The 12,267-nt window shown below is 66.8% G+C and carries 8 protein-coding genes; 5 read left to right on the top strand and 3 right to left on the bottom strand.

Annotation, left to right across the window (positions count from 1 at the left end; translation table 11 throughout):
- Positions 1-135 precede the first annotated feature (135 nt).
- The 3 genes from A9974_RS14915 (at position 136) to greB (ending at position 2,739) form a co-directional block, all read left to right on the top strand.
- Positions 136-1,068 (top strand): alpha/beta fold hydrolase, encoded by a 933-nt coding sequence (locus A9974_RS14915; protein ID WP_183004947.1) that lies wholly within the window; start codon positions 136-138, stop codon positions 1,066-1,068.
- Between the two features lie 165 nt (positions 1,069-1,233).
- Positions 1,234-2,079, top strand: a complete 846-nt coding sequence (locus tag A9974_RS14910) for a 3',5'-nucleoside bisphosphate phosphatase (RefSeq protein WP_183004946.1) — start codon at positions 1,234-1,236, stop codon at positions 2,077-2,079.
- A gap of 108 nt (positions 2,080-2,187) precedes the next feature.
- Positions 2,188-2,739, top strand: a complete 552-nt coding sequence (gene greB / locus A9974_RS14905) for a transcription elongation factor GreB (RefSeq protein ID WP_183004945.1) — start codon at positions 2,188-2,190, stop codon at positions 2,737-2,739.
- Positions 2,740-2,931: 192 nt separating this feature from the next.
- Here greB and A9974_RS14900 read toward each other — a convergent pair whose 3' ends face one another.
- The 3 genes from A9974_RS14900 to A9974_RS14890 all read right to left on the bottom strand — a co-directional run bounded on the left by A9974_RS14900 (position 2,932) and on the right by A9974_RS14890 (position 5,887).
- Positions 2,932-3,960 carry a DctP family TRAP transporter solute-binding subunit gene (locus tag A9974_RS14900; protein WP_183004944.1) on the bottom strand — a complete coding sequence of 343 codons (1,029 nt, stop codon included), beginning with the start codon at positions 3,958-3,960 and terminating at the stop codon, positions 2,932-2,934.
- 80 nt (positions 3,961-4,040) lie between these two features.
- Positions 4,041-5,339: a TRAP transporter large permease gene (locus A9974_RS14895; RefSeq protein ID WP_183004943.1), complete on the bottom strand. Its 1,299-nt coding sequence runs from the start codon at positions 5,337-5,339 to the stop codon at positions 4,041-4,043.
- Positions 5,336-5,887 carry a TRAP transporter small permease gene (locus A9974_RS14890; RefSeq protein WP_183004942.1) on the bottom strand — a complete coding sequence of 184 codons (552 nt, stop codon included), beginning with the start codon at positions 5,885-5,887 and terminating at the stop codon, positions 5,336-5,338. The genes A9974_RS14895 and A9974_RS14890 overlap by 4 nt, the downstream gene beginning before the upstream one ends.
- A gap of 367 nt (positions 5,888-6,254) precedes the next feature.
- Here A9974_RS14890 and purL point away from each other — a divergent pair, with 367 nt between their 5' ends.
- Positions 6,255-10,304, top strand: coding sequence for a phosphoribosylformylglycinamidine synthase (purL, locus tag A9974_RS14885; protein ID WP_183004941.1), 4,050 nt, complete (start codon positions 6,255-6,257; stop codon positions 10,302-10,304).
- Positions 10,305-10,571: 267 nt separating this feature from the next.
- Complete coding sequence (locus A9974_RS14880; RefSeq protein ID WP_183004940.1) at positions 10,572-12,197, top strand: methyl-accepting chemotaxis protein; 1,626 nt, start codon at positions 10,572-10,574, stop codon at positions 12,195-12,197.
- The last annotated feature ends 70 nt before the right edge of the window (positions 12,198-12,267 follow it).

Genomic DNA, 12,267 nt, shown 5'->3' with positions numbered 1-12,267 from the left:
AAACCTGGCGCGGGCCGCTGCAAGGGCGAAGCCGCGTGGGCGGCCCCCGCTTGGGCGGCCCCTCGCTTCCGATAAGATACCGGGCATGCGCGGCGCGGCCCATCTGGGCAGGCGCCGGTCTTTTGGAGCGATTCGATGCTGGATGCAAGTCTGGAACCCCGTTTGGAATTCGTCACCTGCGCCAGCCCGGCCGGCCTGCATCGCATGGCGTACTGGGAGTGGGGCGATCCTGCCAATGACCAGGTGCTGGTCTGCGTGCATGGCCTGACGCGCAGCGGCCGCGATTTCGACACGCTGGCGCGCCGGCTGGCGGATCGCTATCGCGTGGTCTGCCCGGATGTGGTGGGGCGCGGCCGGTCCGACTGGCTGGTCAACCCCGCGTTCTACACCGTGCCGCAGTACGTATCCGACATGGTGACGCTGTTGGCGCGCCTGCGGCCCGCCAAGTTGTCGTGGGTGGGGACGTCGATGGGCGGGCTGATCGGCTTGGGTCTGGCCGGCGCCGCCGCGTTCGCCCGGGCAATGCTGCCGCTGCGTCCGCATGCGGGCATGCTGCCGCCGCAGCAAGGCATCCGCCTGGACAAGCTGGTGCTCAACGACGTCGGTCCGCGCCTGGAAACCGGCGCCCTGGCGCGCATCGGCCAGTACGTGGGGGAACCGGGCGCGTTTGGTTCGTTCGCCGAGGCCGTGGCCGCCATGCGGGCCAATTCCGATACCTTCGGCCCGCACACGGATGCGCAGTGGGAACACTTGGCGCGCTTCGTCTATCCCGAGCAGGGCGGGCAGTGGGTCAAGCACTACGATCTGGCGCTGGCCCAGCCGATGGCGATGACGCCCGAGGAACTGGCCGCCGGCGAGGAAGTGTTGTGGCGTTCGTATGACGCGGTGGATTGCCCGATCCTGATCGTGCGGGGCGAACAGTCCGACCTGCTGACGCGCGTGACCGCCGATGAGATGCGCCAGCGCAATCCGCGTGCGCAGGTGTTTGAGGTGCGCGGCGTGGGTCACGCGCCGACGTTGATGGCGCACGACCAGGTGACGCCGGTGGCGGATTTTCTGCTGCGCTAAGTTCCACCGCGCTTCGCCGACTACACCTGGCCGGCCGCAGCTCGCCGCCCGCACCTGACCGGCCGCACCTGAATCCGACCCCGGCTGCGGCGGGGTCTCCATATTGGGGACACCGCTTTGCGGCCGCGCTATCCAGGGGGACGGGGCTTCTCTACAATAGGCCTCATGAAACCCACTGTCCTGAACATCGATCTGCATTGCCATTCCACGGTCTCGGACGGCGCGCTGGCGCCGCGCGACGTGGCGCAGCGTGCGCACGCCAACGGCGTCGATGTCTGGGCCTTGACCGACCATGACGAAGTCGGCGGCCTGGCCGAAGCGGCGGCGATGGCGCAGGAATTGGGCATGCGTTACGCCACCGGGGTCGAGATCTCCGTGACCTGGGCCGGCCTGACGGTGCATATCGTCGGCCTGCGTTTCGATCCTGCCAATACTGCGCTGGTCGAAGGCCTGCGCAAGACCCGTTCCGGCCGCGCCGAACGCGCCAAGCGCATTGGTGACCGCCTGGCTGAAATGGGCATGCCGGGCGCCTACGAAGGTGCGCTGCCGTTCGCCGGCAACCCGGAACTGATCAGCCGCACGCACTTCGCGCGCTACCTGGTCGAGGCGGGTTACTGCCCCGATGTGCAAACCGTCTTCACCAAGCACCTGGGCGACGACCGCCCCGGCCACGTGCCCATGCAATGGGCTACCCTGGCCGAAGCCGTGGGCTGGATTCGCGGCGCGGGCGGCACTGCCGTCATCGCACACCCTGGCCGCTATAAGTACACGCCCTTGCAATTCGCCGCGCTGTTCGACGAATTCCTGCAACTGGGTGGCCTGGGCATCGAAGTCACCACGGGCAGCCACACGGTGGAAGAAGCCCGCCAGTACGCGGAAGTCGCGCGTCGCTATGGTTTCCTGGCCTCGCGCGGGTCGGATTTCCATAGTCCGAAAGAAAGCCGGATGGACCTGGGCCGCCTGCCGCCTTTGCCGTCCGATCTGAAACCGGTCTGGCACGACTGGTTCTAGGGGCTACTGGCCCTACTTGGGCGGCGCGATGCCGCCCGGCTCCTGGCACGGTGCGTCCGTGCCGCCCTTGAACTCAATGCACTGAATGCGCGCCGAGGCGCAGCCGCCATGAACAAAGCATTTGTCAAAGAATCGGACAACGAGGACGACGACGACCTGCCGCAGGCCCAGGCTTTGCCCGCGGGCACCAAGAACTACATGACGCCCGAAGGCTACGAGCGCCTGCGGGCCGAATTGACGCAGTTGATGAACGTCGAGCGTCCGTCGGTGGTGCAGGTGGTGTCGTGGGCGGCTTCCAACGGCGATCGTTCCGAAAACGGCGACTACCTTTATGGCAAGAAGCGGCTGCGCGAGATCGACCGGCGCATGCGCTTTCTGACCAAGCGGCTGGATATCGCCGAGGTCGTGGACCCGGCCATCCAGCCCAACCGCGACCAGGTCTTCTTCGGCGCGACGGTGCTGTATTCGGACAAGGCGGGCGAAGACCACACCGTCACCATCGTGGGCGTGGACGAGGCCGAGCCCCTGGCCGGCAAGATCAGCTGGATCTCGCCGGTGGCGCGGGCGCTGATCAAGGCCCGCGAAGGCGACACGGTGGTGCTGCGCACTCCGGGCGGGATCGAAGAGCTGGACATCCTGGAAGTGCGCTATCCCGGATAGCATGGCCGGAAGCGGCGTGGACGAGGTGAAGGCGGCCCAGCGGCGGCGACCCGAATCAGGCAGCGCCAATAAATCAACCCCAAAAAGGCGACGGGCGCCGGCTTGTGGCCGGCGCCCGTCTTTTGGTGGGCGGGATCTGGCGTCCCTGCCTCGGTTGGCGGCTTGCGCCGCCGTTCCCCTGGGGCTTGCTGCTTATTTCTTGCGGTTGGCGATCGACTTCTCGGCCAGGTTGACCAGGTCTTCGCCGATCTGCTTTTTCCACTTGTCGTAGACCGGCTGGGTGACCTTGGCGAACGCGTCGTGGTCGGCCTGGCTCAGCGTCGTGACGGTCACGCCGTGGCCTTCGATTTCCTTGAGCAGGGACGGGTCTTCCGGCGTTACGCCCTTGCGCGCGATCACGATCTGCTGCTTGCCGGCGTCCAGCGCGGCCTGGCGCACGATGTCGCGGTCCTTTTCGGACCAAGAGTTCCAGACCTCGCGGTTGACCACGAAGATCAGCGGGTCGGCCACGTAGTTCCACAGCGTCAAGTACTTCTGGCCCACGGTGTAGAGCTTGGAGCCGGTGTAGATGGACAGGGGATTCTCCTGGCCGTCGACCGCGCCGCTGGCCAGCGCGGGCTGGGCGTCGGCCCAGCTCATCTGCGTGGGATTGGCGCCCAGCGCGGTGAACGTATCGATGTACAGCGGCGAGCCCACCACGCGCAGCTTCATCCCCTTCATGTCTTCGGGACGCTTGATTTCGCGCTTGGAATTGCTGACCTGGCGGTAGCCGTTCTCGCCCCAGGCCAGCGGCACCACGCCGGCTTTTTCGATCAGCTTGAACATCTCCTTGCCCACGTCGCCTTGCACCAGCGCGTCGATGGCGGCGTAGTCCGGCATCAGGAAGGGCAGCGAGAACAAATTGAGCTGCTTGATCTGCGGCGACCAGTTGATGGTCGAGCCGACCGCCATGTCGATCACGCCCTGGCGGATGGCGGTGAATTCGCGGGTCTGGTCGCCCTGCACCAGCGAGGTGCCGGGATAGACCTTGATGTTGATGCGGCCCTGGGTGCGCTCGCGCACCAGGTTGGACCAGATTTCGGCGCCCTGGCCCCACGGGAAGGTGGTGCCGACGACGATGGAGAGCTTGTATTCAGGCTTGTAGTTCTGCGCGTGCGCGGCCGGCGCGCCGACCACGGCGGCGGCGCACAGGGCGGCGCCGATCAGGTTGCGGAAATTCATGTTGCGTCTCCTCTCTTTGCTGTGTTGTCTGTTGTTGTCATGAATGCCATGCCGATCCGGGCGTACCCGGGCTTGCGTGTTCAATATCCCAGCTTGTGCGGCAACCACAGCGCCAGTTGCGGAAACACCAGCACCGCCACCAGCACCAGGAACATCGCGCCCAGCAACCACACGACCCAACGCACCGTGGACTCCATCGGCACGCGGGCGATGCGGCACGACACCATCAGGTTCACGGCCAGCGGCGGGGTGAATTGGCCCAGCGCCACCTTCAGCGTCAGGATCACCCCGAACCACACCGGATCCCACCCATACACCTTGGCGATCGGCATCAGCAGCGGCACGAAAATCAGGAAGATCGAAATGCCGTCCAGGAACATGCCCACCGTCATCAGCAGCAGGATCAGCAGCGCCAGCACGCCCCATTCGCCCAGCCCGGAATTGACGATGGCGTGGGTGATCGGGTCGATCACGCTCAGGGTGGACAGGGCCCAGGCGAAGATGCCGGCCAGCGTCACCACCAGCATGATCACGGCGGACAGCTCGGCGGCTTCGCGCAGGATGGTGTACAGGTCGCGCAGCTTGATCGTACGGTGGATGCACATGCCCACGAACAGGCCGTAGAACACGGCCACGACCGCGGCCTCGGTGGGCGTGAACCAGCCCATGCGCATACCGCCCAGGATCAGCACCGGCGCGGCCAGGCCCCACGAGGCGTCGCGCAGGCTCTTCCAGAACGGCGGGCGGGGCAGGTGCGCTTCCAGCATGCCCATCTTGTGTTTGCGGGACAGCCAGACGGCCGGCACGATCAGCGCCAGGCCGGCCAGGATGCCGGGCACCATGCCGGCGGCGAACAGCGCCGGTACCGAGGCCTCGGGCACCAGCACCGAGTAGATGATGAAGGCGACCGACGGGGGGATCAGGATGTCGGTGGCGGCGCCGGCGGCCACCACGGAGGCCGAGAACGAGCCCGGGTAGCCGGCGCGCGACATGGCGGTGATCATCACCGCGCCCACGGCGGCGGCGCAGGCCGGGCCCGAGCCGGAAATGCCGCCCAGGAACATGGCCACGGCGATGGACACCAGCGGCAGCATGCCCGGGCCGCGCCCGACGATGGCGATGGCAAAGTCCACCAGCCGTTTGGCCACGCCGGAGCGGTCGAAAATGGAGCCGACCAGCACGAACATGGGAATGGCCAGCAGCGGGTACTTGGCCAGGCCGGCGTAGAAGTTCTGCGGCACGGTCAGCAGGCCATACCAGGGCGTGTCCAGGTTGGACAGCACGATGGCGACGGTGCCGCCGATGCCCAGCGCCACGCCCACCGGCACGCCGATCAGCATCAGCGCGATGAAGACCGCGAACAGGATGCCGGCGATCATGCCTGGCCTCCTTGGCCCGCGCTGTCCGTGCGCTTGAGCAGGCGGCGGATCGTGCCGAGCGTGCGCAGCGAGATCGCGGCGGCCATCACCGGCAGCCAGATCGAATACCACCAGGTCGGCACGCCGATGGCGGGGGAGGTCTCTTCGTAGAGGTATTCGTCGGCCACCAGCTTGACCGACAGCACGGTCAGCAGCACGAAGAACGCCAGCACGCAGCCGCTGGAGATCAGCGCCATGATGCGCTGGCGCCGGGGCGAGCCGTTGTCGGCCAGGATTTCGATGCGGATGTGGTGGTTGCGCACGAAGGCCACGCTGCCGCCGGCCATGGTCAGCACGATCAGCAGGAACACCGAGATTTCCTCGGTCCAGGCGAACGACTGATCGGTGAAGTACCGCACCAGCACGTTCAGGAAGGTGATGATCGCCAGGGTCGCCAGCAAGATCGCGGCCAGCCAGTCTTCGATGGCCAGCGGCACTTTCACGGCGGGATCTGCTTCGGCGGGGATGATCGGTTCGACGGGCTCGGCGGGGGCTTCGGAGCGTGACATGTGAGGCAACGGCCAGCGCGGCGGCGCGCTTTCTAGTTATAGGGTCGGTGCATCCTACCGTCGGGGCGCGGGGGCCGGAGTTCGTGTTTTCCCGCGCTGCGGTATGGCTGCAACATGCTGCGTTGCAATAGCGGGATCGCGAGGGCGGGGCCATATGGGCCGATAAACCCCATGGGTAGCAGGGGATTGTCCGGTTTATTGCTTTGCAGCAGACCGGACCGTTCCGTCGCGGAATTCTTTTGTAACACCGGCGCGGGCGGGCCTATTGCGGGCGGGATCCGGCCTGCGGTAATCCCGGCTCCGGGAAAACCCCTTAAACGGGTAAAATCGTTTTTCTTTGCTTCCCTCCTTATACGGCGCCCGCATCGTGTCCCTAGTTCAGCATCTGCCTGGTTCCTCTGTCCTGTCCTCCTTTCGTCGTGATCGCCTGCTGGCGCAATTGAAGGAAGCCGGCCTGCCCGTGGCCGACATTTCCGCCCGCTACGAGCACTTCGTCAGCACCGACGCCGCCCTGACGGCCGAACAGCAGCAGCACCTGACCCAATTGCTGGACTACGGCACCCCCGCCACGGGCGAGGCGCCGGCCAAGAGCCTGGCCCTGCTGGTCATTCCGCGCCTGGGCACGATTTCGCCGTGGGCCAGCAAGGCCACCGACATCGCCCACAACTGTGGCCTCTCGGCCGTGCACCGCATCGAACGCGGCGTGCGCTACACCATCACCCCCGAACGCGGCCTGCTGGGCACCAAGTCGTTCGACGACGCCATGCTGGCCCGCGCCGCCGACTGCCTGCACGACCGCATGACCGAAACCGTGGTTGACGCCAGCTTCGACGGCCAGGCGCTGTTCCAGGCGCTGGCCGGCAAGCCGATGCGCCAGGTCGGCGTGCTGGCGCGCGGCGTCCAGGCCCTGGAAGAGGCCAACGTCACCCTGGGCCTGGCCCTGTCCGAAGACGAAATCGAATACCTGGCCAAGTCATTTACCGACCTGGGGCGCGATCCCACCGACGTCGAACTGATGATGTTCGCGCAGGCCAACAGCGAACACTGCCGCCACAAGATCTTCAACGCCCAGTGGGTCATCGACGGCCAGGAACAGCCCAACACGCTGTTCGGCATGATCCGCGCCACCCACAAGGCGCAGCCCGAAGGCACCGTGGTGGCCTATTCCGACAACGCCGCCATCATGGCCGGCGGCCCCGCGCAGCGTTTCCAGGCCGGCGTGCCCGGCGTCACGGGCGAGGGCGTCGACGGCGCCAAGTACATCCGCCGCGACACCACCGTGCACACCCTCATGAAGGTCGAGACGCACAACCACCCCACCGCGATCGCGCCGTTCCCTGGCGCCTCGACCGGCGCGGGCGGTGAAATCCGCGACGAAGGCGCCACCGGCCGCGGCTCCAAGCCCAAGGCCGGCCTGACCGGCTTCACCGTGTCGCACCTGCGTTTCGACGACGCCGTGCAACCCTGGGAAGCCGACCACCACGGCCTGCCGGACCGCATCGCCTCGCCCCTGTCCATCATGATCGACGGCCCCATCGGCGGCGCGGCGTTCAACAACGAATTCGGCCGTCCCAACCTGCTGGGCTACTTCCGCTCGTTCGAGCAAAGCGCCGGCGGCACGCGCTGGGGCTACCACAAGCCCATCATGATCGCGGGCGGCCTGGGCAGCATCGACGCCGGCCTGACCCACAAAGACGTCATTCCGCCCGGCGCGCTGCTGATCCAGCTGGGCGGCCCGGGTTTCCGCATCGGCATGGGCGGCGGCGCCGCCTCCAGCATCAGCATGGGCAGCAACTCGGCTGAACTCGACTTCGACTCCGTCCAGCGCGGCAATCCCGAACTCGAACGCCGCGCCCAGGAAGTCATCGACCGCTGCTGGCAGCAGGCCGAAAACAACCCCATCATCGCGATCCACGACGTGGGCGCGGGCGGCCTGTCCAACGCGTTCCCCGAACTGGTGAACGACGCCGGCCGCGGCGCCATCTTTGATCTCAAGCGCGTGCCGCTGGAAGAATCGGGCCTGTCGCCTGCCGAAATCTGGAGCAACGAATCCCAGGAACGCTACGTCCTGTCAATCCTGCCGCGCGACCTGGAGCGTTTCGACGCCATTGCCCGCCGCGAACGCTGCCCGTACGCGGTGGTGGGCGTGGCCACCGAAGAGCGCCAGCTGCGCGTGGTCGATGGCGAGGGCCTGCCGGGCCTGGACGCCATTCGCCCGCAAGGCGACGCCGAAGTGCGTCCGGTCGACGTGCCGATCGACGTCATCCTGGGCAAGCCGCCCCGCATGACGCGCGACGTGCGCCGCCTGCCCGGCGTGTCCGAACCCCTGGACCTGGCCGGCATCGACCTGACCGAAGCCGCCTACCGCGTGCTGCGCCATCCCACCGTGGCCAATAAGTCGTTCCTGATCACCATTGGCGACCGCACCGTGGGCGGGCTGTCCAGCCGCGACCAGATGGTCGGCCCGTGGCAAGTGCCGGTGGCTGATTGCGCCGTCACCCTGGCCGACTACGAAGGTTTCCGCGGCGAAGCCATGGCCATGGGCGAACGCACCCCCATCGCCATGCTGAACGCGCCGGCCTCGGGCCGCATGGCCGTGGCCGAAGCCCTGACCAACCTGGCTGCCGCCGACGTGGCGCGCCTCGAAGACATCAAGCTGTCCGCCAACTGGATGGCCGCTTGCGGCGTCGACGGCCAGGACGCCGCGCTGTACGACACCGTGTCCGCCGTCAGCGAGCTCTGCCAAGCCGCTGGCCTGTCGATTCCGGTCGGCAAGGACTCCCTGTCCATGAAGACCTCCTGGGAACAGGACGGCGAACAGCGCCAGGTGGTGGCGCCGGTGTCGCTGATCGTCACGGCCTTCGCGCCGGTGGGCGACGTGCGCGCCAGCCTCACGCCGCAGCTGCGCACCGACGCCGGCGACAGCGTGCTGATCCTGATCGACCTGGGCCGCGGCCTGCACCGCATGGGCGGCTCGATCCTGGCCCAGACCTACAACCAGGTCGGCGAAACCGTGCCGGACATCGATTCGCCCGAGGCCCTGCGCGCATTCTTCGTCACCATCCGCACGCTGGCTGAAGCCGGTACGCTGCTGGCCTACCACGACCGTTCCGACGGCGGCCTGTTCGCCACGCTGGCCGAAATGGCCTTTGCCGGCCGCACCGGCATCTCGGTCAACCTGGACATGCTGACCTTCGACCCGCAATCTGCCGATTGGGGCGACTACAAGATCCGCCCCGAACAAGTGGCGGTGCAGCGCGAAGAACTGACGCTCAAGGCGCTGTTCTCGGAAGAGGCCGGCGCGGTCATCCAGGTGCCGGCCGCCCAGCGCGACGCCGTCATGCAAGTGCTGCGCGGCGCGGGCCTGTCGGCGCACTCGCACGTCATCGGCGGCCTGAACGGCGGCGACGAAATCGAGTTCTACCGCGACGGCAAGAAAGTCTGGGGCCAGCCGCGCGCCGACCTCGGCCGTGCCTGGAGCGAAGTGTCCTACCGCATCATGTCGCGCCGCGACAACCCCGCTTGCGCGCAAGCCGAACTGGACGTCTGGAACGACACCAAGGATCCGGGCATGAGCCCCAACGTGGCGTTCGACCCGCAAGAAGACGTGGCCGCGCCGTTCATCAATACCGGCAAGCGTCCGCGCGTGGCGATCCTGCGCGAGCAGGGCTGCAACAGCCAGGTGGAAATGGGCTGGGCCTTCGATACCTCGGGTTTCGAGGCCATCGACGTCCACATGACCGACCTGCTGTCGGGGCGTGTCGACCTGGCCCAGGTGCAAGGCCTGGTGGCGGTGGGCGGCTTTAGCTACGGCGACGTGCTGGGCGCCGGCGAAGGCTGGGCCCGCACCATCCGCTTCAACAGCAAGCTGTCGGACCAGTTCGCCGCGTACTTTGCGCGTCCCGACACCTTTGCGCTGGGCGTGTGCAACGGCTGCCAGATGATGGCCGCGCTGGCTCCGATGATTCCCGGCGCCGAGCACTGGCCGCGCTTCACGCGCAACCAGTCCGAAAAGTACGAAGCCCGCCTGTCGATGGTCGAACTGGCCAAGTCGCCGTCGATCTTCTTCGCCGGCATGGAAGGCGCGCGCATTCCGGTCGCGGTGGCGCACGGCGAAGGCTACGCCGACTTCTCGCAGCAGGGCGACGCCAGCCGTGTGCTGGCCGCCGCGCGCTACATCGACAACTACGGCAACGCCACCGAAGCCTACCCGTTCAACCCGAACGGCAGCCCGGCGGGCCTGACGTCCGTCACCACCGCCGATGGCCGTTTCACGGTCATGATGCCGCACCCGGAACGCGTGACCCGCAACGTCATGATGTCGTGGGCGCCTGAAAAATGGGGCAATGCGGACACCGGTGGCGCGTACAGCCCGTGGATGCGCATTTTCCGCAACGCCCGCGCCTGGTTGAAATAAGGGGTGAGCCCCCACGTCGCACGCGCTGTGCGCGCTTGCAGCCCCCCAGGGGGGCTGCCCGGCCTTCGGGCGGCAATTCTAGCCACTAGCGCCATGCACGATCGCCTTAGTGGGTACTGAGCGCAAGACCCCGCCGAATTCGTTCGGCGGGGTTTTTTTTTGGCCGTGATGTAACCCAATGAGATATTTAACTTTTCATTGCATTGGGCCGTAAAGAAGGGGGACAGCCCGTGGCGGCTGTGTCATGCAAACCCGGAAAGGCCCCCCATGTTCAAGAATCTGAGTATCCGAGCGGTCCTGACGACCGCGCTCGGTGTTTTTTTCGCGCTTTTTCTGGTGACCGGCATCGCGGTCTACCAGCAACTGACTTCCAACCGCAGCTCTATCGAAGTGCTGCTGGACACCAATCTGGTGCGTTCCAACGCCATGGATGACGCCGGCGCCGAGCTGCTGCGCGCCCGCCTGGTGTTGCTGGCTGCACAGAGCGCCCTGCTGGAAGGCAAGCGCATCGACAGCCTGGCCAGCATGCAGCGACTGGATGGCTATACCAAGCGCGCGGGCGATCTGGTGCAAAGCGCCCGCCAGACGCCCGAGACGTCCGCCGTGGGCAAACCCTTGTTCGAGGCCGCGCTGGCCGCTTACGACGTATATGTGCGCGACGCGATTCTGCCGATGATTGCCGCCATCCGCGCGGGCAATGCGCAGGACGCCAGCCGGATGAACCTGGAAAAGGTGACGCCACTGGGCATCGCCTTCACGCAGGCCAACCAGAAGTATTCGGATTTCGCGGATGAGGTCGGCCGGCGCGTGGCCAATGAGTCGTCCGCCCGCATCAATGGCGCCATCGCCTTCCTGATCGGCCTGCTGGTCGTGGTGGTTGTGCTGGTGGTGGGCCTGTATGCCGTGTTTGCCCGTTCGGTATTCCGCCCGCTGCATGATGCCGGCCGGCTGTTTGACCGGATCGCCGGCGGCGATCTGACCAACCGCATCGAACAGCGTGGCAACAACGAAATCGGCGTGCTGTACGCCGCCGTCAAGCGCATGCAGGACAGCCTGGCCCGCACCGTGGCCGCCGTGCGCCTGGGGGTCGAGGAAATCCACACCGGGTCGCGCGAGATCGCGGCCGGCAACATCGATCTGTCGTCGCGTACCGAGCAGCAGGCCGCATCGCTGGAAGAAACCGCCGCCAGCATGGACGAACTGTCGTCCACGGTGAAGAACAACGCCGACAGCTCGCGTAGCGCGTCCCAACTCGCCGTTGCCGCGTCCGAGGTCGCCACACGCGGCGGTCAGGCCGTGGGCGACGTGGTCGGCACCATGCGCGCCATCGCCGACAGTTCCAATCGCATTGCCGACATCGTCGGCGTGATTGACGGCATCGCCTTCCAGACCAATATCCTGGCGCTGAACGCGGCGGTGGAAGCAGCCCGCGCGGGTGAGCAAGGCAAGGGTTTTGCGGTGGTGGCCAGCGAAGTGCGCGCCCTGGCACAGCGCAGCGGCCAGGCCGCCAAGGAAATCAAGGGCTTGATCGACGATTCGGTGCAGAAGGTGTCCATCGGGTCCGACCAGGTGGAAGCCGCCGGCGCCACCATGCAGGAAATCGTGACCTCGGTGCGCCGCGTGACCGACATCATCAACGAGATATCCAGCGCATCCGAAGAACAGTCGCAAGGCATCCAGCAGGTCAACCAGGCGGTGTCGCAGATGGACAGCGTGACGCAGCAGAATGCGGCGCTGGTCGAGCAGGCGGCCGCTTCCGCGGCGTCGCTGGAAACCCAGGCGCAACGCTTGCGCGAGGCGGTGGCGGTGTTCAAGTTGCAAACGGGCCGGGTCATCGACGTGGACGCGTCCGCGCTGGGCCGGGAGGGTGAACCGGCATTGCTGGGCGCCTGAGCCGGAACGCGTTCGCGTCTGCTCCGGGGGCATTCAGGCTGGCGCCCGCGCCTGCCGGTCGAACTGGGCG

Source organism: Achromobacter sp. UMC71, assembly GCF_014170305.1.
GTDB lineage: Bacteria > Pseudomonadota > Gammaproteobacteria > Burkholderiales > Burkholderiaceae_B > Achromobacter.
This window is presented reverse-complemented; position numbering and strand designations above follow the sequence as displayed.

Bases quoted from the DNA above. Each gene is read 5' to 3' on its own strand.
- A9974_RS14915 (WP_183004947.1), top strand. From the start codon at position 136: ATGCTGGATGCAAGTCTGGAACCCCGTTTGGAATTCGTCACCTGCGCC.
- A9974_RS14910 (WP_183004946.1), top strand. From the start codon at position 1,234: ATGAAACCCACTGTCCTGAACATCGATCTGCATTGCCATTCCACGGTC.
- greB (WP_183004945.1), top strand. From the start codon at position 2,188: ATGAACAAAGCATTTGTCAAAGAATCGGACAACGAGGACGACGACGAC.
- A9974_RS14900 (WP_183004944.1), bottom strand. From the start codon at position 3,960: ATGAATTTCCGCAACCTGATCGGCGCCGCCCTGTGCGCCGCCGCCGTG.
- A9974_RS14895 (WP_183004943.1), bottom strand. From the start codon at position 5,339: ATGATCGCCGGCATCCTGTTCGCGGTCTTCATCGCGCTGATGCTGATC.
- A9974_RS14890 (WP_183004942.1), bottom strand. From the start codon at position 5,887: ATGTCACGCTCCGAAGCCCCCGCCGAGCCCGTCGAACCGATCATCCCC.
- A9974_RS14880 (WP_183004940.1), top strand. From the start codon at position 10,572: ATGTTCAAGAATCTGAGTATCCGAGCGGTCCTGACGACCGCGCTCGGT.